23 protein-coding genes are annotated in these 21,750 nt (G+C 45.9%); 2 read left to right on the plus strand and 21 right to left on the minus strand.

Annotated elements, in window-relative coordinates; genetic code table 11:
* Positions 1 to 7: 7 nt before the first annotated feature.
* From L5M18_RS07405 to ffh, 10 genes are all read right to left on the minus strand, one after another.
* Positions 8 to 343 carry a hypothetical protein gene (locus L5M18_RS07405; RefSeq protein WP_105249849.1) on the minus strand — a complete coding sequence of 112 codons (336 nt, stop codon included), beginning with the start codon at positions 341 to 343 and terminating at the stop codon, positions 8 to 10.
* Between the two features lie 156 nt (positions 344 to 499).
* Positions 500 to 1,675, minus strand: a complete 1,176-nt coding sequence (locus L5M18_RS07410) for a hybrid-cluster NAD(P)-dependent oxidoreductase (RefSeq protein WP_263196423.1) — start codon at positions 1,673 to 1,675, stop codon at positions 500 to 502.
* Positions 1,676 to 1,749: 74 nt separating this feature from the next.
* The gene (gene hcp / locus L5M18_RS07415; protein WP_263196424.1) at positions 1,750 to 3,414 is read right to left on the minus strand and encodes a hydroxylamine reductase; all 1,665 of its coding nucleotides are present in this window, start codon (positions 3,412 to 3,414) and stop codon (positions 1,750 to 1,752) included.
* 216 nt (positions 3,415 to 3,630) lie between these two features.
* Entirely contained in the window at positions 3,631 to 4,770 is a 1,140-nt protein-coding gene (tyrA, locus tag L5M18_RS07420; protein ID WP_028760808.1) for a bifunctional chorismate mutase/prephenate dehydrogenase, read from the minus strand.
* 27 nt (positions 4,771 to 4,797) lie between these two features.
* A complete protein-coding gene (locus L5M18_RS07425) occupies positions 4,798 to 5,889 on the minus strand; it encodes a 3-deoxy-7-phosphoheptulonate synthase (RefSeq protein ID WP_263146076.1) in 1,092 nt (363 codons plus the stop codon).
* Positions 5,890 to 6,149: 260 nt separating this feature from the next.
* Complete coding sequence (rplS, locus tag L5M18_RS07430) at positions 6,150 to 6,503, minus strand: 50S ribosomal protein L19 (protein WP_006080791.1); 354 nt, start codon at positions 6,501 to 6,503, stop codon at positions 6,150 to 6,152.
* 34 nt (positions 6,504 to 6,537) lie between these two features.
* Complete coding sequence (gene trmD / locus L5M18_RS07435) at positions 6,538 to 7,284, minus strand: tRNA (guanosine(37)-N1)-methyltransferase TrmD (RefSeq protein WP_028760810.1); 747 nt, start codon at positions 7,282 to 7,284, stop codon at positions 6,538 to 6,540.
* Positions 7,285 to 7,299: 15 nt separating this feature from the next.
* Complete coding sequence (rimM, locus tag L5M18_RS07440; protein WP_006080789.1) at positions 7,300 to 7,830, minus strand: ribosome maturation factor RimM; 531 nt, start codon at positions 7,828 to 7,830, stop codon at positions 7,300 to 7,302.
* Positions 7,831 to 7,850: 20 nt separating this feature from the next.
* Positions 7,851 to 8,102 carry a 30S ribosomal protein S16 gene (gene rpsP / locus L5M18_RS07445; RefSeq protein ID WP_006080788.1) on the minus strand — a complete coding sequence of 84 codons (252 nt, stop codon included), beginning with the start codon at positions 8,100 to 8,102 and terminating at the stop codon, positions 7,851 to 7,853.
* Positions 8,103 to 8,320: 218 nt separating this feature from the next.
* Positions 8,321 to 9,694 carry a signal recognition particle protein gene (ffh, locus tag L5M18_RS07450; protein WP_006080787.1) on the minus strand — a complete coding sequence of 458 codons (1,374 nt, stop codon included), beginning with the start codon at positions 9,692 to 9,694 and terminating at the stop codon, positions 8,321 to 8,323.
* 289 nt (positions 9,695 to 9,983) lie between these two features.
* Between ffh and L5M18_RS07455 the strand changes: the two genes are divergently transcribed.
* Positions 9,984 to 10,772: an inner membrane protein YpjD gene (locus L5M18_RS07455; RefSeq protein WP_028760813.1), complete on the plus strand. Its 789-nt coding sequence runs from the start codon at positions 9,984 to 9,986 to the stop codon at positions 10,770 to 10,772.
* Positions 10,773 to 10,871: 99 nt separating this feature from the next.
* Complete coding sequence (locus L5M18_RS07460) at positions 10,872 to 12,146, plus strand: HlyC/CorC family transporter (protein ID WP_113940661.1); 1,275 nt, start codon at positions 10,872 to 10,874, stop codon at positions 12,144 to 12,146.
* 130 nt (positions 12,147 to 12,276) lie between these two features.
* Here L5M18_RS07460 and L5M18_RS07465 read toward each other — a convergent pair whose 3' ends face one another.
* The 11 genes from L5M18_RS07465 to L5M18_RS07515 all read right to left on the minus strand — a co-directional run bounded on the left by L5M18_RS07465 (position 12,277) and on the right by L5M18_RS07515 (position 21,735).
* Complete coding sequence (locus L5M18_RS07465; protein WP_131523031.1) at positions 12,277 to 12,801, minus strand: DUF962 domain-containing protein; 525 nt, start codon at positions 12,799 to 12,801, stop codon at positions 12,277 to 12,279.
* A 208-nt stretch (positions 12,802 to 13,009) separates the two neighbouring features.
* Complete coding sequence (gene acpS / locus L5M18_RS07470) at positions 13,010 to 13,393, minus strand: holo-ACP synthase (RefSeq protein WP_028760816.1); 384 nt, start codon at positions 13,391 to 13,393, stop codon at positions 13,010 to 13,012.
* Positions 13,393 to 14,130, minus strand: a complete 738-nt coding sequence (pdxJ, locus tag L5M18_RS07475; RefSeq protein WP_263160819.1) for a pyridoxine 5'-phosphate synthase — start codon at positions 14,128 to 14,130, stop codon at positions 13,393 to 13,395. The genes acpS and pdxJ overlap by 1 nt, the downstream gene beginning before the upstream one ends.
* Positions 14,131 to 14,200: 70 nt before the next feature.
* A complete protein-coding gene (gene recO, locus L5M18_RS07480; protein ID WP_028760818.1) occupies positions 14,201 to 14,911 on the minus strand; it encodes a DNA repair protein RecO in 711 nt (236 codons plus the stop codon).
* A 28-nt stretch (positions 14,912 to 14,939) separates the two neighbouring features.
* Positions 14,940 to 15,956, minus strand: a complete 1,017-nt coding sequence (gene era, locus L5M18_RS07485; protein WP_028760819.1) for a GTPase Era — start codon at positions 15,954 to 15,956, stop codon at positions 14,940 to 14,942.
* Positions 15,953 to 16,633: a ribonuclease III gene (rnc, locus tag L5M18_RS07490; RefSeq protein ID WP_012088603.1), complete on the minus strand. Its 681-nt coding sequence runs from the start codon at positions 16,631 to 16,633 to the stop codon at positions 15,953 to 15,955. Before rnc ends, era begins: the two co-directional genes overlap by 4 nt.
* Position 16,634: 1 nt before the next feature.
* Positions 16,635 to 17,552, minus strand: a complete 918-nt coding sequence (lepB, locus tag L5M18_RS07495; protein ID WP_028760821.1) for a signal peptidase I — start codon at positions 17,550 to 17,552, stop codon at positions 16,635 to 16,637.
* 170 nt (positions 17,553 to 17,722) lie between these two features.
* On the minus strand, positions 17,723 to 19,513 hold the full coding sequence (lepA, locus tag L5M18_RS07500; RefSeq protein ID WP_263196425.1) for a translation elongation factor 4: 1,791 nt from the start codon (positions 19,511 to 19,513) through the stop codon (positions 17,723 to 17,725).
* A gap of 166 nt (positions 19,514 to 19,679) precedes the next feature.
* A complete protein-coding gene (locus L5M18_RS07505; RefSeq protein WP_105249858.1) occupies positions 19,680 to 20,153 on the minus strand; it encodes a SoxR reducing system RseC family protein in 474 nt (157 codons plus the stop codon).
* A 10-nt stretch (positions 20,154 to 20,163) separates the two neighbouring features.
* Positions 20,164 to 21,096, minus strand: coding sequence for a MucB/RseB C-terminal domain-containing protein (locus tag L5M18_RS07510; RefSeq protein WP_028760824.1), 933 nt, complete (start codon positions 21,094 to 21,096; stop codon positions 20,164 to 20,166).
* Between the two features lie 12 nt (positions 21,097 to 21,108).
* Entirely contained in the window at positions 21,109 to 21,735 is a 627-nt protein-coding gene (locus L5M18_RS07515) for a sigma-E factor negative regulatory protein (protein ID WP_263196427.1), read from the minus strand.
* Positions 21,736 to 21,750 lie beyond the last annotated feature (15 nt).

The raw sequence follows: 21,750 nt of genomic DNA on the forward strand, positions 1-21,750 counted from the left end.
CACAAGTTTAGATTTCTAAACCATCCAATAGACTTAACCACCCTTTAATGATCCTGTGGCAAAACCAAATGATCCCAAAGAGATAAATCGAAAGACTGAGCCAAGTCAGTGGAACGCAATAGCCGAGCACTAGTAAGCCAAGAAAGGCGAGATTAGAATGCCGTTGCCAACGTAAATGCGACGCCAATAATGGATTACCATGGAATTGGCGTTGGGAAACATTAATGAACAAACTTAGCAGCACAGGAAGTAATAATAAGGGAAAACCCGACATCAAGGCGTACAACAAATGTCCCAGAGTACGGTCTTCAATTTTTGCGGCATAAGTGGTTGTCATTGTCATTGAGAGACTCCAGCCAGACTAATAGACTGGGCGCAAACATCATACGCCCTTGTCATTAACCTTACGTTCTCACTGAGATAAGCGCAACTAAGGATTAGAAATATTTCCATCCATTTAAAAATAAGTCACAAGTAAATGACGCTAATTAGCAGCACGTTAAAGTTTAAGTGTCACGTCGGATGCTAATTTTGTGGAGCAAGCGAGTACAAAACCGGCTTCAATTTCTGCAGTAGTCAGTGTCATCACGCTTGTCGATACCGTTTCGCCCTCCAAGACTTGACACTTACACGCGCCGCAAACGCCCGAACGACAGGCCGCAATAATCGGCAACCCTTCCGCCTCAATTCCCTCCAGCAGACTTTGTCCTTGATTTAGCGTCGTGCTTCGATCGCCAATAGACAAGGCGAAAGCCACTTCTGGTGGGTTTTCACTCGTTCCATCTGAGGAGTTTGCTTGCATAAGCTGACTACGGGCAACTTTCTCGGCCGTGGCAAAACTCTCATGGTATAACCGACTCATATCAAAATTGAGTTCGACCAATAAGGCTTTTACCGCTTGCATATAAGGTTCTGGCCCACAAAGGTAGATAGTACGCTCTGCAAAATCAGGTACTAAGGTTTGTAGCATCTGTGCACTTAACCGCCCGAAATCGAATGCTATCTTTGGTGAACACCCCAGTGTTTCAGTGACAGTCTCAAGTACGTAGCTGAGCTTAAATGCATTAAAACGGTTGGCCATAGTCGCCAATGATGACTTAAAAATAATATCATTCTCTGATCGCGCACTGTGCACAAATGCAATATCGGCATCAATTTGTGTATCAGTCAGATAACGCGACATAGAGTACATGGGGGTAATACCGCAACCAGCACTCAAAAAAAGGTATTTCTGCGCCGTTATAGCTAACAAATTAGCATCTAACTTTTCAGTCTCTGGCTGTTTATGGCTTAGCCGAGCAATATCAAACAGATTAAATTGCCCCGCGGGCGGCAGCACTCGTACACTCTGGCCGAGTAATAGATTGTCGATAAGATAATTAGATACGAGTCCACCCGCAACACGCTTAATCGTCACCATCAAGGAATAGGGCCTAGATGGCGATGATGACAAGGTATAACTGCGGCACACTTGCTCGCCATTAATCTCAAGCACAAAGGTCATAAACTGACCGGGTTTATAGTCAAACTTCATCGGCTCGCCCACTTGAAAACGAAAACTCACGACATCCGAGGTTTCATTCCAGCGTTCGACGCACACTAATTGATTAACACTTCCGGGTTTATGGGGCGAAACCGATAATGCCCGCGCTCCCGCTATCACACTCATGTTCATAGCATTTACCCACAAAACACCGCGGCCTCAGTAAACAAGCCAAAACCGCAGTTCAGCAACAATTCTTGGTTGATTTAAGCCACGTTTAACATATTTTTTAAATCGGCTTCGACTGTCGTGGTATTACGCAAGCCAAACTTATCTTCCAAAATTTTGGCTAAATTGGCCGTAAGGAACGCAGGTGGCGTCGGGCCTGTTCGAATATTTTTAACCCCGAGAGACAACAGTGTCAGCAGTACTACAATGGCTTTTTGCTCAAACCAAGAAAGCACTAAGCTCAGAGGTAATTCATTGATATCACATTCAAACACTTCAGCTAATGCAATCGCTAACTGAATCGCTGAATAGGCATCGTTACATTGGCCCACATCGAGCAAACGTGGAATACCGTTAATGTCACCAAATTCGAGCTTATTGAATTTGTACTTACCACAGCCTAGCGTCAGGATTATTGAATCCTTAGGTGTGGATTTAGCAAGTTCAGTGAAGTAGCTTCTGTCGGCTTTGTCGCCATCGCAACCGCCAACAAGAAAGAAATGCTTAATCGCACCACTCTTTACATTTTCAACCACGGCGGGCGCTGCGGCCATCAAGGCATTGCGGGCAAAACCAATAGTGATAGTGTGTGGGATTTCATCATAGATAAAGCCTTCTAAGGCTAACGCTTTATCAATGACAGCCGAGAAATCATCTCCTTCGATATGCACCACACCAGGCCAGCCCACTATGCTGCGAGTAAAGATACGATCACTATAACTACCCACATTTGGATCGATAATACAGTTAGATGTCATCACCACAGCGCCAGGGAAATTGGCAAATTCTTGCTGTTGATTCTGCCAAGCACTGCCGTAATTTCCGACAAGATGAGCATATTTTTTAAAGGCTGGATACGCCAGTGCAGGAAGCATTTCACCGTGGGTAAACACATTGATACCCTTGCCTACAGTCTGCTCGAGAATAAGCTCTAAATCCTTCATGTCATGGCCAGAGACTAGTATGGCTTTGCCCTTAACTGACTTAGTGTTGACCACAGTTGGCTCAGGATGACCAAAGGCTTGAGTTTCACCCGCATCCAGCATTGCCATTATGCGGTAGTTCAACTGACCTATGTCCATAGCCGTAGTAAACAGCTTATCGCCATCAACACTCGGCTCACCTAAGAAAGACATAATTTCATGGAAGCGCCCTGCCACATCAGCATCAGTCTGACCCAACACGCGAGCATGCTCCATATAAGCAGCCGCGCCCTTAAGACCATATAAACACAATAACCTCAATCCCATGATGTCTTCATGAACTTCATGCTTATCTTTATTCAGCAATGCAATCGGTGCCTGCGCTAGCATTTCAATCTTACTGGTCCCCAGCACTAACTGAGCGACTTGCGGCACTTGCTCAGCAGCAATACCGGCTTGTTCACAAGCCGCTTCGTAAGAAGCTTTTAACTGAGCACGATACTTAGCCGCCTGCTGGATATAGGCCATAATGCGCTCATCATCGAAGTTGACGTTGGTGAGGGTCGCGAAAAAGGCTTTAGGCACAAAACTATCAATTTCAGCATCGATAATGCCCAGCTCGCGAGCTTTAACCGCATATACAGACACGCCTTGCAGCATGTAAATCAGCAAGTCTTGCAGATCGGACGTTGCCGCCAACTTGCCACACATACCTTGGGAATAACTACAACCATTGCCAGCGGGTGTACGAATGGTTTGCTCACACTGAATACAGAACATGGATAGACTCCTAATTTAAATTCATGCTTTATATTTGCATGTTTAAAACTAGTCTACCTAAACGTGCCATAAGCGACAGTCATTTCTAAAGTGAGATGCTAAATGTTAGAGAAAGATCACCTTAAGCAATTGCTAATTAATACAATGTGAACTGTTAAAAATCCATAAAAAAACGCCCATCAATGATGGGCGTTTTAAAAAGTAACTGTTTATTTATTAATTGGTTTTCATATCATTAACCGATTGCAGCATAATACGGCTTTCACGCTGGAATTGAGGTGCAAAATCCCCAAACCATTTGGCGACACTTTGGAACTGCTTAATAAACTCGTTCCTGTCACCCCGTTTTAGCAGTTCTAACGCTTCACGGTAGTTATCTAAATAATCACCAATAGCATGCTGGCTATCTTGCTGGGCAAAAATAATATCGGCGTAAAGCTCTGGGCTTTGGGCGAATAAGCGCCCTACCATAGCCAATTCTAATCGGTAAATCGGCGAGCTAAATTGCAGTAAAGTATCGATATCTGCCTCTTCCTTACACAGATTCAAACCATACACAAAGGTCGAGAAGTGACGCATTGCCTGCACTAGCTGCATCGCATTGTCGTGACGCTCTGGTTCTGCTTCGACAATCCGCGCGCCCCAAATGGCGATCTGCTCAAGCAACCACTGGTATTTTTCCGGCGAGCGACCATGACACACCACCACGACTTGCTTCGCCAGACTGCCCACATCAGGGCCAAACATAGGATGAAAACCAACGACGGGACCAGAATGCGCCTCAAGCATGGCTTTAACTGGCTCAGTCTTGATGGAGGTCAAATCCGCCAGAATGCAGTCGGCTGGTAATTGGGTCAGTTTTTCACGAATAAGCTCACAGGTAATCGCAATAGGCACTGTCACTAACACCATGCCCGCATCGGCAAATAAGCTATCCGCTTGCTGCCAATCGTCTTTATCGAGCAAATTCACTTGGTAGCCGGATAAAGTCAGCATTTGTGAAAATAGTCCACCGAGTTGCCCTTTACCGCCGACAATCACCACTGAGCCAAGATCTTTTTTAACTTGCTTAAAACCAACATCTTTTTCATTGAGGTAAGACTCACGCATCAAGCGACGCAAAATATCTTCGATCAACTGCGGCTCGATCCCCATAGTTTTTGCTTCTTCACGGCGTTTAGCCAGCATGGCTGCTTCACGCTGAGGTGCATAAATAGGTAAACCGGCGCCGTGTTTCACCGTGCCCACTTGCGCAACGAGATCCAAGCGCTTACGCAGTAAGTGCAGTAATTGCTGATCAACACCATCAATCAGGCCGCGAAGGTGTTCTAATTCGGCCGTTGTTTTTTCATTCATACCTGAGTCCATTAAGCTGTAACTAATTTAAGCGTTAGCTACTTTCAGCATATCGAAACGCGTTGGAAGTATTGAAGATAACTTCGCTGCGCCTTCCCGTAAAATGGTTTCTGTTTTTTCCCAACTAATACAAGAATCTGTTACAGAAACACCGTAAGCTAGCTCGCTTAATGGCCTATCACAACTTTGATTGCCTTCATTTAAATGACTTTCTAGCATGACGCCAATAATCGACTTATTGCCGTTAAAAATCTGCTCGAACACATTTTCACAGACAGGCTTTTGGCGGCTGTAGTCTTTGGATGAATTGCCATGGCTGCAATCGATGATCAAACGTGCATTGAGTTTGGCTTTATGGAGCTGCGTTTCACACTCTGCCACACTCGCCGCATCATAGTTGGGCGTTGCACCACCGCGTAAAATCACATGGCCATCGGGATTGCCCGCAGTTTGCAATAATGCGACTTGGCCCTGCTGGTTTATGCCCATAAATCTGTGGCTACTGGCCGCCGATTTTAGCGCATTAATCGCTACATCGAGCTTACCATCGGTGCCATTTTTAAAGCCCACCGGCATAGAAAGACCCGATGCCATTTCCCTATGAGTCTGCGATTCAGTGGTGCGAGCACCAATGGCAGACCAAGTGACAAGCTCAGAAATGTACTGAGGACTGATAGGATCGAGTGCTTCGGTGGCAACAGGCAGTCCTAACTCGGCCAACCAAATCATTAGCTCACGGGCCATTTTCAGGCCTTTTTCGACATCGAAGGATTCATCCATATCGGGATCGTTGATCATGCCCTTCCAACCTACCGTGGTACGCGGCTTTTCAAAGTACACTCGCATTAAGATGTAAAACTCATCACTGAGTTCATCGTGCAGAGTTTTAAGCCTTAAAGCGTATTCTTTTGCGGCGGCGATATCATGGATTGAGCAAGGGCCAGTGACAATCAATACTCGATTGTCACGCTTATGAACAATATCAGCCACGGTTTTACGGGCATTGAGGATATAGCGATAAGCATGCTCAGAGAGTGGCAAGGCATTTTTAAGCTCTTGCGGCGTGATTAAGACTTTCTCTGAACTGATGTGTACGTTGTTAATCGTATCTTGTTGCATGCTTACCACCTAAGACTTAGTGTTTAACCCAGTTGTCGAAGCAGGACTTCAAGTCAGCTTGGGCATTCATTTCGGATATAAAATAGCGTAAATCCATCGCAATGTACTTTTGTAATGCTACACCATTACAACCAGGCGACCACTATGCCTGTTCATTCTCTTTAGATCAAGTATAAATACTCAAAAAACAGCAACAAAAAACCGCCACTAGGGCGGTTTTCTGTGCGAACACTACGTCTTGTTTTCTGTAGCGGTAACTATTACTTAGTTGCCAGCTTCTCACGGATACGTGCAGATTTACCTGAACGATCACGCAGATAGTACAGTTTGGCGCGACGAACGCGACCACGACGCTTAACTTCAATGCTAGCGATCAGTGGGCTGTGCGTTTGGAAAGCACGCTCAACACCTTCGCCATTAGAGATTTTACGTACTGTGAATGCAGAGTGCAGACCACGGTTACGCTTAGCAATTACAACGCCTTCAAAAGCCTGTAAACGCTCTTTATCGCCTTCTTTAACACGAACCTGAACGACTACTGTATCACCAGCACCAAACGCAGGTACGTCTTGTTTCATTTGCTCATCGTTGAGCATTTTAATGATGTTGTTCATAACTTACTCCGTTCTAGAATTAACTGAGCTACGACTAAGCATGCTTGTTCATTGCTTCAACGAACTGCGCTAATAGAGTCGTTTGTTCGTCAGTCAGAGCTAGATTTTGCAATAATTCTGGCCGTCTAAGTAAAGTCCTACCAAGGCTTTGCTGTAAACGCCAGAGTCTAATTTGTTCGTGGTTGCCACTTAGCAGCACTGCCGGTACGTCAAGACCATCCAAGCTTTCAGGGCGAGTGTAATGTGGACAATCCAGTAAACCGTCGGAGAAAGAATCTTGCTCCGCCGAAGCTTGTTTTCCTAGCACGCCAGGAACCAATCTCGATACTGAATCTATCAGAGTCATCGCCGGTAATTCGCCGCCCGAAAGCACGTAATCCCCTATCGACCACTCTTCATCCACTTCCGTTTGAATGATGCGTTCATCAATACCTTCGTATCGACCACAGACCAAAATCAAACGTGATGATTGAGCCAACTCAGTGACGCCTTGCTGATCCAGCTTGCGTCCTTGAGGTGACAAGTAAATCACCTTCGCACCTTCACCCGCTGCGGCTTTCGCTGCATGGATGGCATCGCGCAAGGGTTGCACCATCATCAACATTCCGGGACCACCGCCGTAAGGCCTGTCATCTACCGTATTATGTCTATCATGGGTGAAATCACGGGGATTCCACGTGTGCAACTCGAGCAGGCCGTTTTTCACGGCTCGGCCCGTAACTCCAAAGTCTGTCACGGCACGGAACATCTCTGGGAACAGGGTTATTACCCCTAACCACATCTGTTGTACCTCGACTTAGAAGTCAGGATCCCAATCCACTAAAATCTGTTTACCTTGCAGATCCACCGTTTTGATGAACTGCTCAGGGACAAAGGGGATCATACGTTCCACTTTGCCGAAACTATCTTTAGCGTTGGCTTTAACGAGTAATACGTCGTTCGATCCTGTTTCCACGATCTGATCGACAATCCCCATGTTATAGCCAGTTGTATTGACCACTTCGCAACCGATGAGATCACGCCAGTAGAATTCATCTGCTGGCAAATCGTTCATCTGTTCCGGCAAAATCGCAATCTCACAATTTGTGAGCATTTGCGCTTGCTCCCGTGTTTCTACGCCATCAAGTAAGGCAACAACGGCCTTGCCTTGATAACGCCACTGGGTGACCTTTATTTCGCGCCACTCACCATTTTCTTTAATAAGCCAAGGCGAGTAGTCAAAGATACCTTCAACAGAATCGGTATAGGCGGTGATTTTCAGCCAACCTTTAATGCCATGACAGGAGCCTAATTTCCCCAGTACGACTGGCTGTTGGTTACTGCTCATCAATCTATACCTTAACGCTATTAAGCAGTTGCTTTACGAGCGTCTTTGATCAATTTTGCTACGCGTTCTGTAGCAGCTGCACCGTTAGAAACCCAGTGCTCAACGCGAGCTAGGTCTAAACGTAATGTTTCTTCTTGGCCACGGGCCAATGGGTTGAAGAAACCTACACGCTCAATGAAACGACCGTCACGAGCGTTACGGCTATCAGCAACAACGATGTTGTAAAATGGACGCTTTTTTGCGCCGCCACGAGCTAAACGAATGGTAACCATGCGTTTTCAATCCTCTAATGATTTGCTTTGAAGCAAAAATAAAAACTGGAACCCCGTGTTCGCGAAGAGTCCCAGATAGAAAGCCGGAAGATTTTACCTGAGTTTCCAACTAATGCAACCAAAGATGGCGATTATTACGCCTGCGTCCTTCGTTAGCGGTTCATTGTTACCAGAGTCAACCGACTGATAAAGTGCTAGGTTTAACTAAAAATGTCCGATTAACGGCCCGGAAATTTCATTCCTGGTGGCATCATACCGCGCATTCCGCGCATCATTTTTTGCATGCCGCCCTTAGCAGACATTTTTTTCATCATCTTTTGCATTTGAGTAAACTGTTTCAATAAACGGTTTACATCTTGAATTTGCGTGCCAGAACCAGCTGCGATGCGACGTTTGCGTGAGCCCTTGATTAAATCAGGGTTCTTACGCTCCTTGGAAGTCATCGAATTAATGATGGCTTCCATTTGACCTGTCATCTTGCCGTCTTGGATTTGCGCTAAGGCTTCTGGGGGCAATTGACCAACACCGGGCAGTTTTTCCAGCATATTCATCATGCCGCCCATATTTTTCATTTGCTGTAACTGCTCACGGAAATCTTCTAAATCGAAACTGCCACCTTGCTTCACTTTCGAAGCCAGCTTCATGGCCTTTTCTTTATCGACGCCACGCTCAACTTCTTCGATAAGCGATAACACATCGCCCATGCCCAAAATGCGTGAAGCAATACGGTCTGGATGGAATGGCTCTAACGCGTCGGTCTTTTCACCCACTCCGAGGAATTTAATCGGCTTGCCCGTAATGTGGCGAATCGATAACGCCGCACCACCGCGCGCATCACCATCGACTTTAGTTAAAATAACCCCCGTCAGTGGTAAAGCTTCATTAAAGGCCTTAGCGGTGTTTGCCGCATCTTGACCTGTCATAGCATCAACAACGAACAAGGTTTCGATAGGCTTGACCGCTGCGTGTAAGCCTTTGATCTCGTCCATCATGGCTTCGTCGACATGCAGACGACCTGCGGTATCGAGGATCACCACATCGATAAACTTTAATTTAGCGTGGGCAATCGCCGCTTTCGCAATGTCGATTGGCTTTTGGCTAACGTCCGATGGGAAAAACTCCACCGCCACTTCTTGCGCTAACGTCTCAAGCTGTTTAATCGCCGCGGGGCGATAAACGTCAGCACTGACGACTAATACCGATTTTTTATGGCGTTCGCGTAAAAATTTACCCAGTTTTGCCACACTGGTGGTTTTACCCGCACCTTGCAGACCCGCCATCATAATCACAGCTGGCGGCTGAGTGGCTAAATCTAGGGCTTCATTCGCCTCGCCCATGGATTTTTCAAGTTCACTTTGAACTATCTTAATAAAGGCTTGGCCAGGGCTTAAGCTTTTAGAGACTTCTTGGCCTACGGCACGTTCTTTTACGTTATTAACAAATTCGCGCACCACAGGCAGGGCAACATCGGCCTCCAGCAGTGCCATACGCACTTCGCGCAGGGTTTCCTTAACGTTTTCTTCAGTTAAGCGACCACGGCCACTGATATTTTTCAGTGTGCGTGACAGTCTGTCGGTTAGGTTCTCAAACATCGTCCTGTTCTATACCTTTAAGAATCTCGATTAATGGGCTGTATTATAACGATGCATGCGCATTATGCTACTGCTGCACCCATCTTGATTGTGGTTAAGTGTTTTACTTGCGCTGAGTCATGTTTTATTGTCGTCGACACACTATTTAACCCTAACAATAAGAATCTGCTAAATTTTGCAACTCATGTCACTGCCCATTTGCCGACAGCTCATGTTATTCTAGGGAAAATATTGATCTGTATGCCCCGTTTTTAAGGCACCTTTAACTACACAAATAGGTTAATTACCCATGGTCATCTTTTCTGCCTCAGCCATGTTTTTTTATTGCATTGCATTGGTACTAGTGACGAGTAGATTGTTTCACCCAGACGGTCCGAATCGCCGTGCTGTCGCAGGTTTTGCCGCTATTGCGGTTATTTTACATGCCGCAGCATTATCACAAGTGATTTTCACCACAGATGGCCAAAACTTTAGCCTGACGAATGTGATTTCCTTAGTGAACTGGATTATCGCTTTTACTTTTACGATATTGATGTTCAGGCTGAAAGTCATCGTCGTCGTGCCCGTGGTTTATGCCTGCTCAGTGCTTTCGGTTGCCCTACTCTGGTTATTGCCGCCTAAATTCATCACACATTTTGAGCTTTATCCTGAAGTATTAGCCCACGTCGTATTGTCACTCATGGCCTACAGCGCCCTGATGATTGCCGCCCTGTATGCGATACAACTGGCGATGATCCAAAATAAACTGAAGAAAAAACAATTTATGCTGAGCCCTGGCATTCCGCCGCTGATGACAGTTGAAAAACAGCTTTATCATCTGGTGATTATCGGCGTTATCTTGCTCAGTTTGTCGCTCGCGACTGGTTTTATCTTCCTTGAAGATATGTTCGCCGATGGTAAAGGTCATAAGGCAATTCTGTCGATAATGGCTTGGTTTGTATACATTACTATGCTGTGGCAACAGTATTGGGTCGGTTGTAAAATTCGTACCGCAGTCATTTACACTCTGACTGGCGCATCCTTACTTTCGCTCGCATATTTTGGCGCGCGCATTGTCAAAGAATTAATCCTCAACTAAACATTTAAGTCGGCTGGGGCAGTTATTGCTGCGGCCGACTTGACACTTTTTTTAAATGTCGGTATTTACTTAAGTTTACTGGCCACATTGGAGCCTTTTTTGGACGCTATATCGACAAGCGCACTCCTGATCGTTTTACTAGTGCTTATCCTATTCTCTGCCTATTTTTCAGGCTCAGAAACCGCAATGATGACTCTCAACCGTTACCGTCTACGCCACTTAGCCAACAATGGCCATAAAGGGGCGATTAGAGCTTTGAAGTTACTTGAGCGTCCTGACCGTTTGATTGGATTGATCTTAATTGGCAATAACTTAGTCAATATTTCCGCATCTGCTATTGCGACTATCATTGGTATGCGTCTTTGGGGCGACTTAGGGGTCGCTGTTGCAACTGGCGTGCTTACGTTAGTCGTGCTCGTTTTTGCTGAAGTCACGCCAAAAACCATCGCAGCGCTAAATCCTGAGCGTATTGCTTTTCCCTCTAGCATACTGCTACTTATACTTTCCTCGACCTTTGCCTATGTTGTCTCAAGCGTTAATTTGATAACCACAGGTATCTTACGTTTGATGGGGATAAAAACCGTTAATAGTAGCGATGCACTAAGCCAAGAAGAGCTGCGTACTGTGGTGCATGAGGCAGGGGCACTCATCCCCCGACGTCACCAAGAAATGCTGTTATCTATCTTGGATTTAGAGAAAGTCACCGTTGAAGATATTATGGTGCCACGCTCAGATATCTACGGAATTAACGTCAATGACGAATTTAAGGTTATCAATCGTCAGGTGATCCAAAGTCCACATACCCGAGTGTTAGTGTATCGCGACACCATAGACGATGCAGTGGGCTTTATTCACTTACGTGACGCCCTGCGCCTCCAATCTAAAGAGCAATTCAGCAAGTCATCTTTGTTGCGCGCAGTGAAAGAACTCTACTTTGTGCCAGAAGGTACACCACTCAATGTGCAGCTAGCTAACTTCCAACAAAATAAAGAGCGCATCGGCTTAGTCGTTGATGAATATGGTGATATTCAAGGTCTAGTAACACTCGAAGATATTCTCGAAGAGATTGTCGGCGACTTTACCACTTCTATGTTGACCACCCCGAGTGAAGACATTAAGGTCCAGCAAGATGGTAGCTACTTAGTTGATGCGGGCATTACGATCCGCGATTTGAATAAAGAAATGAAGTGGAACTTTCCCACCGATGGCCCTAAAACCCTCAATGGTCTGATTCTGGAGTATCTGGAGGAAATTCCTTCTGCGAATACCAGTTTACGTTTAGCAGGTTATCCATTAGAGATAATTGATGTGTCAGAGAATATGATTAATACAGTGAGAATTATCCCGCTGTATTATCATCCCCCCAGAGTTTAATCCTCAATTTTGAGCATAAAAAATGGCCGAACCACACGAGTTAAGATGTGGTCCGGCGGACGATTTCCTCCAAGCGATGATGCTCCCCCAAGCTATAAATCTATCTACTCTAATTCACTATCTAGCCAAGCTATGCAGACTTTTTCGCCTCAAGCATACGACGCTTCTCAAGCGCCATTGGTGTTATCTGGGCATTCAGCGCCTTTTCTAAGCCCAACATAAAATACACTTCCGCCATTAAGAAAAATGGCCCAATTAATAGCTGATTTAAGTCATCCACAAAGGCAGGCTTGGCTTTTTCATATTGATGGCCAATTAGCTGGAACACCCAGCCCACCACAAATACCCCTAGGGCAAGCCAAGTGGCACCGGCGATATGCGCCGCCCACTCAGTCGTGAGCAGCACAGGTACCATAAATAATATGAGCCCCATTGAAAGCCTTAAGTGTAAACGGACATAATAGGCCAACACGAATATACCGACTATCACTGCTAAACTTGTCTCTCCCATACTCCCCAGCGGAATACGCACTGTGGCCAACAACAGGAAAGCAGACCAAATAATCAGTGGGATGCCAATAAAATGGGTCTGAATATTACGCTGATTTAAATGCACACTTTTGTAGGTCGATAACTGCTCTGCGGCGGATTTCATGTCGGGTTCCTCTTCATTTGCCCCTGCTTTACCTGCGCCAAATTGAGAGACGCGCAAGCCATAAACTAACGTAAAACAATTAAGCTGAACAGTAAAAGTAAATAAATTGTTGCATTCAGTAATTTGGCACTGATTTGGATACCCATCCAGAAATGAAAAAAGGAACCCTAAGGTTCCTTTTTTACCGCCAACAGACACAAACTCGGGTTTATTGAGACTCTATGATTACCGTCGCAATCGCGTAGGATTTTTCATCGGCAATAGAGATATGCCCAACCGTCGCTTTAAGCTGCTGTAAGCGCGTTAACGCCCCCTCGGTAAAGTGAATCGTCGGTGCACCATCCTCATTGTTGCCAATGTGAATATGCTGAAACGACACGCCGCGGCCAATACCCGTACCGAGGGCTTTGGCTGCGGCTTCTTTTGCAGCAAAACGCTTGGCAAGATAACGACTTGGCTGACTATGGGCAGTATAAATGGCTAACTCAGACTCGGTCAGCACACGTTTCGCCAGCTTGTCACCTGCGCGTGCCACATGGACCTGAATACGCTCAATCTCGACGATATCTGTGCCTAGGCCGACAATCGCCATTATTCGCCTCGACGACCTTCAAGCATTAACACTTTCATGTCTTTCACTGCTGTCGCTAAACCGTCAATGGCGGCACGTGCGACAATCGCATGGCCGATATTGAGTTCATATAACTCAGGAATCGCCGCGATGGGTTTCACGTTGTGATAATGTAAACCATGACCCGCGTTAACCACTAAACCTTTGCCATGGGCGTATTTTGCCATTTCGCGAATACGCGCTAACTCAATAGCTTCTTCCGCTTCAGTTTTAGCATCGGCATAACAGCCCGTATGAATTTCAATAAGCGGTGCGCCAGAGGCAACGGCGGCATCAATTTGAGTTTTATCGGCATCGATAAATAAGGAGACTTGAATACCCTCAGCAGCTAAACGAGTCACTGCAGCAGTGATTTTATCTAACTGCCCCGCCACATCTAAGCCGCCTTCAGTGGTGACTTCTTGACGTTTTTCTGGTACTAAACAGACATAGGTCGGCTTAATTTCACAGGCGATGTTAAGCATTTCTTCGGTCACAGCGCATTCAAAATTCATGCGGGTTTTCAAGGTTTTTGCCAACAAATATACATCGCGGTCTATGATGTGGCGTCTGTCTTCACGCAAATGGATAGTGATGCCATCGGCACCAGCATGTTCAGCAACGGCAGCAGCATGCACAGGATCAGGATAACTGGTGCCACGGGCTTGGCGCAGAGTAGCAATATGGTCGATATTCACGCCCAATAAGATACGGCTCATCGGGAACTCCTTAATGTTTAACGCTGATATTGCGGCCTATTGTACTTAGGCTCACGCTAAAAAACAGGAGCTAGGGCGAATTATTCCCATCAATCTTAGTTGGTACGGCAGTGCTGACGAACAATTGTCGACTCAACAAAGGTTTAGTCCCGAGTAATGGCGTTAACAGGGAGCGCATCAACAACTTGGCGCTCAAAAAATGTGCGTCGGTGAGCTGGTTATCGTTAAGCGCCGTCAACATTGCCCCTTGATAAGCATTGCGAGCACGGGAGTTGAGCACAAATTGAAAACCTAACTCAGGCACGAGCTGGTAATAATCATCAGGTACGAGTGGTTCACCTTGAGTATCGCGGCTAAGAGAAGGCATAAAACCTAATTCCCGCAGCAAGGCGAGCTCAATATAACGCAGTTGGGATTGGCAAAACTTCGCGGCAAGGCCGACTAAGGCTTGATGATAAATGAGGAACAACTCTTCGGCATTGTGCTGTACAGACAAAGTGCGAACCAATAACTCATTGATATACATGCCAGCAAACAAGCTCTGGCCAGAAAGAGGCACAGCAGGCGCAGCGGCTTCGACTTGAGTTAAGGTTTTTAATTCAGACTTACCGCTAAATTCGAAGATCAGCGGTTGAAAGGGCTGGAGAATACTCTTGATAGAGCGCTTACCGCTGCCAGTTCGGGCAACCACATCAACCCGTCCAATGCCGTCAACTAAGAGGTTAACTAAGACACTGGACTCTCGATATGGGCGATGATGTAAAACGTAACCACGTTTCATCGGTAAGCGCGCTCGCTGGAATTAATACTTAATCGTCGCCGTAACCTAAGCTACGCAGGGCGCGTTCATCATCGGCCCAACCGGATTTCACTTTCACCCACACTTCGAGGAAGACTTTATTATCAAACAAGGTCTCCATGTCTAAGCGAGCTTGAGTTGCGATAGTACGAATACGTTCGCCCTTGCTACCAATCACCATACGTTTTTGACCTTCACGCTCAACAAGGATCAAGGCATTGATTTGATAAACGCCATTTTCCATCATCTTGAACTGTTCAATCTCAACTGTCGCATCATAGGGTAATTCATCACCTAAGAAGCGCATCAGTTTTTCACGCACAATTTCCGACGCCATAAAACGTTGCGAACGATCGGTAACATAGTCTTCAGGGAAGAAGAAAGGTCCTTCAGGAATCGACGCCGCCGCTAGCTCTAAAATGCGCTTAACGTTGGTACCTTTACTGGCTGAAATCGGCAAAATTTCATCGAAAGGATATTTTTTGGCGACTTCTTCCAAATACGGGAATAGCGATTCTTTGTCTTTGATATTGTCGACTTTGTTGATCGCCAGAATTGTCTGACGCTCTTCACCGCCACGGCGTAATTTACTCAACACCATCTCATCATCGGCGGTCCACGTCATGCCATCGACCACAAAAATCACCATAGCTACATCGGCAAGCGAACTGGCAGCTGCGCGGTTCATCAGGCGGTTAATCGCCCGCTGCTCTTCTATGTGTAAACCTGGTGTATCGATGAACACAATTTGCTTCGGACCATCGGTATGAATACCCATGATACGGTGGCGCGTTGTTTGTGGCTTTTTAGAAGTAATACTTACCTTCTGACCAAGCAAACGGTTGATTAACGTTGATTTACCGACGTTAGGGCGACCAATGATCGCCACCATGCCGCAATAAGTGACATCGTATTGGGCCGACGGCGTTGGCGCGGCCGCATTCATCCTTGCCAGTAATTCATCTAAACTCGGCTCAGTTGCCGCTTTTGCAGCATCGATACCTGACAAGTCTGTTTTTTTGGTCATTTCTTTAGTAACTCCAATACTTGAGCGGCCGCGATTTGCTCGGCTTTACGGCGTGAACTCGCCACACCAATGACGCTTTGGCTCAAGTCTTCAATACGACATTCAACGGTAAATGTCTGATCGTGGGCATCGCCTTCTATGTTGATTACTTGGTAATCAGGCAGCGGCTTTTTAAACCCTTGTAAATGTTCTTGCAGTAATGTCTTAGCGTCTTTCTGACTGATCCCAGGTTGGATTTCGGCCAAACGCTCGGCATACCATTTCAACAGTAATGCACGGCAAACTTCGAGATCGGAATCAAGGTAAACGGCGCCAATAATGGCTTCAACTGCATCGGCAAGAATCGACTCGCGTCTAAATCCGCCACTTTTCAACTCGCCAGGACCGAGATATAAATAATCGCCGAGCTTAAACTCTTGGGCGATGATAGTTAAGGTATCACCGCGAACTAAGGTGGCACGCATCCGGCTTAAATCGCCTTCGGTTGCCTTCGGAAACTGATGATACAAAGCATCAGAAATCACGATAGATAAAATTGAATCACCTAAAAACTCTAAGCGCTCATTATGCTTATTTGCCGCACTTCTGTGGGTCAGCGCTTGAGTCAAAAGCTCAATATTCTTGAACTCATAACCTAAGGTACGACACAAACGTGGCAAATTTTTAATCGGTTCCATGCTATTTAATTCCACCTACACGCTCAAAACGCACACCGCTAGGCACCCAAGTTGGGAGGAAGTCTGCTTTTGAACGGTCAAATTCAAAACTAATCCAAATCGCTACCGCTTTACCAACAAGGTTCTCTTCTGGCACAAAGCCCCAGAAACGACTGTCGGTACTGTTATCGCGGTTATCACCCATGGCAAAGTAATGGCCTTCTGGCACTAAAAACTCACCCGCGGGTAAATTACCTTCGCGCTTAAAATACCCCAGCATGTCAGGACGACTTGGGTTGATCAAAATATCGTGGGCGACATCACCCAATTCCTCTTTATAACGCAGTAACGGCACACCATCTTGGCTGTAATCACCACGACTGATCTCAGTGCGGGCGATAACTTGCGGTTCTGGACAAGCTGTTTGCTCAACGCCACAGGCCTTTTGGATCATCAACTGTTTATTACGGTAAATAATTCTATCACCCGGCAAACCGACTACACGTTTAATGTAGTCAATGGCGGGGTTTTCTGGATATTTAAATACCACCACATCACCGCGTTTGGGCTCGCCAGTTTCAACCAGCTTGGTTCGCCATACGGGATCTTTAAGCCCATAACTAAATTTTTCCACCAGAATGAAGTCGCCCACTAAGAGGGTTGGCATCATAGAACCCGATGGGATTTGAAATGGCTCATAAATGAATGAACGCAGGATCAACACAAAGGCAATTACAGGGAAGATAGAATGCGCGGTTTCGACTATGGTCGACTCACGAATGATTTGGTACTCAGCTTCTTCAGTTAAATTCGCTTGTGATGCCTTTGCTAACGCTAAACTCTCACGACGCTTTGGGGCGAAAACGAGCACATCGACTAACCAAATAAGTCCTGAGATCAGGGTGATTAGCACTAGAATAATGGAAAAATACGCTGCCATTGCTTATTGAACTCCTGCCTTAAAAATAATTAAAGGTGCCTAACTCAGCGAATATCATACTTTAGTTAACTTACCGTATTCGACCTTGGTAAACCAATGCGATAACCTAACTAAAGCGCCGCAAACAGCGGCGCAATAGTCAACTAAATTGTCACTTCTTATGCTAACGATTACTCGTTTAGCTTAAGTACCGCTAAGAATGCTTCTTGCGGCACCTCAACGTTACCTACTTGCTTCATCCGTTTCTTACCCTCTTTTTGTTTATTTAAGAGTTTTTTCTTACGAGAAACGTCGCCGCCATAACACTTAGCCGTTACGTCTTTACGTAGGGCTTTCACGGTTGAACGGGCAATAATTTGACTGCCCACCGCCGCTTGAATCGCAATATCAAACATCTGACGTGGAATAAGTTCTTTCATCTTATCCACTAAAGCTAAACCACGGTGACGAATGTTTGATCTATGGATAACCATAGCCAAGGCGTCGACTCGGTCGCCGTTGATGAGAATATCTAAACGCACCATGTCTGCAGGATCGAAACGAATAAAGTTATATTCGAGGGATGCATAGCCACGGCTAGTGGATTTCAAACGGTCGAAGAAGTCCATGACCACTTCCGCCATTGGCAGATGGTAAGTTACAGCCACTTGGTTACCGTGGTAAACCATGTTCACTTGGGTGCCACGTTTTTCAATACACAGGGTAATCACGTTACCTAAGTATTCTTTTGGCACTAAAATGTTGGCCTCAACAATCGGCTCACGCATTTCTTCAATGTTGTTAATCGCAGGCAGATCAGACGGGTTATCAACGTAAATCGTTTCACCGCTGGTCATGACAACTTCGTACACTACGGTTGGCGCAGTGGTGATCAACTCTAGGTTGTATTCACGCTCTAAACGCTCTTGTACGATTTCCATGTGGAGCAGGCCTAAATAGCCAATGCGGAAACCAAAACCGAGTGCCGATGAACTTTCAGGTTCAAAGAATAATGACGCATCGTTCAGGCTGAGTTTGTTCAGCGCATCACGGAAGTTTTCATATTCGTCGGTCGAAATTGGGAATACGCCAGCGTATACCTGTGGCTTCACTTTCTTAAAGCCGGGTAAGGGTTTATCCGCACCGTTTTTGGCTAAAGTTAACGTATCGCCCACGGGCGCGCCGTGAATTTCCTTCAAACCCGCAATCACAAAGCCGACTTCACCGGTTTTAAGTTCGGTTTTGTCAGTTTGTTTTGGGGTGAAAATACCGACACGATCCGCAGTGTGGTTTTGTCCTGTAGACATGACCTTAAACTTGTCACCTTTTTTCAGGCTACCGTGTTTAATTCGCACTAACGACACTACGCCTAAGTAGTTATCAAACCAAGAATCGATGATCAAGGCTTGCAATGGTGCGTCAGGATCGCCTTCTGGCGGTGGAATTTTGGCAACAATGACTTCTAAAACCTCATCGACACCGACACCGGTTTTAGCCGAACAACGCACAGCATCCATCGCATCAATACCGACGATATCTTCAATCTCGGCAGCAACACGTTCTGGATCGGCTTGTGGTAAGTCAATCTTGTTTAAAATGGGTACCACATCTAGATTCATATCCAGCGCGGTATAACAGTTTGCCAGTGTCTGAGCTTCAACGCCCTGACCCGCATCAACCACCAGCAAAGCACCTTCACAGGCAGCTAATGAGCGCGAGACCTCGTAGGAGAAGTCAACGTGACCTGGGGTATCAATAAAGTTGAGTTGATAGACAAGGCCATCTTTGGCTTTATAATCCAAAGTGACACTTTGTGCCTTAATCGTAATACCACGCTCACGTTCTAGATCCATAGAATCTAAAACTTGAGAATCCATTTCACGGTCGGTTAAACCGCCACAAACCTGAATAAGACGATCTGATAGCGTCGATTTACCATGGTCGATATGGGCAATAATTGAGAAGTTTCTAATTTGTTTCATTATGCTGCAATGACTAATACTGAAAATGGATACGGTTCAAAGGAGCGAAATTGTACCTGATTGCGGTTTCAATACCAATCACATTCACTCCTACTTAAGACAGGCCGATAAAACAACGCCCAAAACCGCAGTTAGCTGCTATTTGATAAAAAATAAAACATTGAAATTATTGAGCTAATTCGTTTAAATTGATGCTCCTACCTAAATAGGCCAAAATCACAGGCTGAGCATCAACTTCTAAACGTTTAGCCTGTTGCTTACCAAAAGACCACGCAATCAAGGCACCAACGGCCGCAAAGCCCATGGCACCTAGGTTAGGATTAAACTCAAGCAACTGGCCTAAAAATTGTCCTAACGCTGCGCCGACAAACAGGCCAAACAGCGGCATTAAATAGATTAATGCCGCGGCTTTGAGGATCACGCTCTCGGGAAGGCCTAATTTGAGTAATTCACCAGCCTCACAGCGGCGGTCACTCTGAATAGAAAATTGCTGGGTTTTCGAGGAAAAAGCCTGAGCGACAGCAGAGGTCCCGCAAGACTCACTGTTACTGCAGCTTTTGCAGGTACTCTTAAGTTCCACTTCAACCGTCAACCAGCCTTGACTATCACTGGAGACGACTCTGGCAATTTCTTCCATCATAATCGGCGTCCTATTCTAGCGTCAGACTTTTAGCAATGCGCGTTAAGGTTTCTGTCGGCACTTTACCCACAGCAACCACTTCGGCATTACCGACTTTTTCTGAGACTAATGACAAGCCATTACGGGTAATTAATTCTTCAGGCAATGGACTCGTGCCCGCACGCGCCACATAAACAGAAATATTTGCCAGTCCATCGGTCAGTGCTATGTATTCCACCGCTTCGTGACTGCCAATTAATCTATGGTGGTCGCGCACTACCACAGTAAAACCTGCGGGTAACCAAGCAAATTGCCAGTTTTGACCGTCTTGGCGCTCGGCTTGATCGATAACTGCCGGCCACTCTTGCTTATAGGCCTCTTGCAAAATGGCTGGCGGCTCGCTGAATTCAATGAGTTCAATCACCATGATCTGCTCAAGTAATTGCTTATCTTGAGTCAGCATGTCGTATCTCAGCGGCAGATAGGTTTCCATATCAAGCCAAATTTGAAAGCCATAACGGAATTCATCATTAGGCAACAGGCGGATCATCTGCCCCGGACGCCCAGCGATACGGGTACGGCCACCGAGTACAAACTGATAACCCACTTCTAAGTCCGCCATATTGGCAGAGAAAGCAGCAGGCCAGACACCTTGAATATGATTAGAAACGATACTATACGCAGGCTCATCGTGCTCAATAAAGGTGACACGATTACCGACACGCACTGCATTTTTGGGTGGACCGTTAAGGTATTCTAGAAAGGCAACTTCTTGATTATTCACCTTACCATGCAGGTAAACCAAAGGCCGAATATGATCGGCCTGAAGTTGAATAATCGATGCTTTAAACTCTTTCTCTCGTAAAGCCTGACTCATTTTCTCGAGCCAAGCTTTGGCAGGCATGTCCTCCTGCGCGGTTGCAGGAAAGACCAAGGCTAATAAAGCCAACAGGATTAGACGCAAGCTAACTCCTCGTTATTGATTGACCGGAACGGGTACGACCTCGGTATTGTCCTCTACAACCGCACCAGTATTCAATCGTTGTTGCAACATATGATCTTGGATATAAGTATTAATTCGGCGACGTTGCTCATTCACCTGATCATTGGTATAGCCTTGATTCTGTTGTACAGGACCGGTTTGTAGGCTCACAGGTGATGCGCTACCAATAAGCGGCCTTGTAATTAACACGGGCGATGGTGACGCGGCATCATCGGCGGTTTGATTGTAATTCTGCACACCCACAATCGCAAACATAGCAACCGTCGCAGCAATGGCATATTGACCAAATTGCTTAAATAAAGGTACGACGCGGCTTTGCTCCGAATTGGCGGCAATTTGTGGCGTTACAGGTGCAGCAACGTTAGACGCATGATGCTTAGGCGCAACTATCGCTGGCTCAAGCTCAATGGCGGCGGCAATGCTAGCAGAGAGATCTAACACAATATTCTGCGGCAACTCGCCACGCATGGCATCGCCTATCATATGATAGTTATGCCATTTATCATGTGAATGTGTATCAGCAGATAACTCTGCCATGGTCTGCTCATCAGTCTCTCCATCGACTGCGGCAGATACCCATTCTTGACCTAATTTATCCATTTTTCACCTGTCTAA

This window comes from Shewanella sp. SM20 (genome assembly GCF_025654545.1).
In the GTDB taxonomy this organism is placed as follows: Bacteria; Pseudomonadota; Gammaproteobacteria; order Enterobacterales; family Shewanellaceae; genus Shewanella; species Shewanella oncorhynchi.

Coding starts and splice junctions, on each gene's coding strand:
- trmD (WP_028760810.1), bottom strand. CDS start 7,284: ATGTGGTTAGGGGTAATAACCCTGTTCCCAGAGATGTTCCGTGCCGTG.
- L5M18_RS07505 (WP_105249858.1), bottom strand. CDS start 20,153: ATGATGGAAGAAATTGCCAGAGTCGTCTCCAGTGATAGTCAAGGCTGG.
- acpS (WP_028760816.1), bottom strand. CDS start 13,393: ATGGCGATTGTCGGCCTAGGCACAGATATCGTCGAGATTGAGCGTATT.
- L5M18_RS07465 (WP_131523031.1), bottom strand. CDS start 12,801: ATGAAATCCGCCGCAGAGCAGTTATCGACCTACAAAAGTGTGCATTTA.
- rimM (WP_006080789.1), bottom strand. CDS start 7,830: ATGAGCAGTAACCAACAGCCAGTCGTACTGGGGAAATTAGGCTCCTGT.
- L5M18_RS07515 (WP_263196427.1), bottom strand. CDS start 21,735: ATGGATAAATTAGGTCAAGAATGGGTATCTGCCGCAGTCGATGGAGAG.
- pdxJ (WP_263160819.1), bottom strand. CDS start 14,130: ATGAGCCGTATCTTATTGGGCGTGAATATCGACCATATTGCTACTCTG.
- recO (WP_028760818.1), bottom strand. CDS start 14,911: ATGAAACGTGGTTACGTTTTACATCATCGCCCATATCGAGAGTCCAGT.
- hcp (WP_263196424.1), bottom strand. CDS start 3,414: ATGTTCTGTATTCAGTGTGAGCAAACCATTCGTACACCCGCTGGCAAT.
- rnc (WP_012088603.1), bottom strand. CDS start 16,633: ATGGAACCGATTAAAAATTTGCCACGTTTGTGTCGTACCTTAGGTTAT.
- lepB (WP_028760821.1), bottom strand. CDS start 17,552: ATGGCAGCGTATTTTTCCATTATTCTAGTGCTAATCACCCTGATCTCA.
- era (WP_028760819.1), bottom strand. CDS start 15,956: ATGACCAAAAAAACAGACTTGTCAGGTATCGATGCTGCAAAAGCGGCA.
- ffh (WP_006080787.1), bottom strand. CDS start 9,694: ATGTTTGAGAACCTAACCGACAGACTGTCACGCACACTGAAAAATATC.
- lepA (WP_263196425.1), bottom strand. CDS start 19,513: ATGAAACAAATTAGAAACTTCTCAATTATTGCCCATATCGACCATGGT.
- L5M18_RS07410 (WP_263196423.1), bottom strand. CDS start 1,675: ATGAACATGAGTGTGATAGCGGGAGCGCGGGCATTATCGGTTTCGCCC.
- tyrA (WP_028760808.1), bottom strand. CDS start 4,770: ATGAATGAAAAAACAACGGCCGAATTAGAACACCTTCGCGGCCTGATT.
- rpsP (WP_006080788.1), bottom strand. CDS start 8,102: ATGGTTACCATTCGTTTAGCTCGTGGCGGCGCAAAAAAGCGTCCATTT.
- L5M18_RS07455 (WP_028760813.1), top strand. CDS start 9,984: ATGGTCATCTTTTCTGCCTCAGCCATGTTTTTTTATTGCATTGCATTG.
- L5M18_RS07425 (WP_263146076.1), bottom strand. CDS start 5,889: ATGCAACAAGATACGATTAACAACGTACACATCAGTTCAGAGAAAGTC.
- rplS (WP_006080791.1), bottom strand. CDS start 6,503: ATGAACAACATCATTAAAATGCTCAACGATGAGCAAATGAAACAAGAC.
- L5M18_RS07405 (WP_105249849.1), bottom strand. CDS start 343: ATGACAATGACAACCACTTATGCCGCAAAAATTGAAGACCGTACTCTG.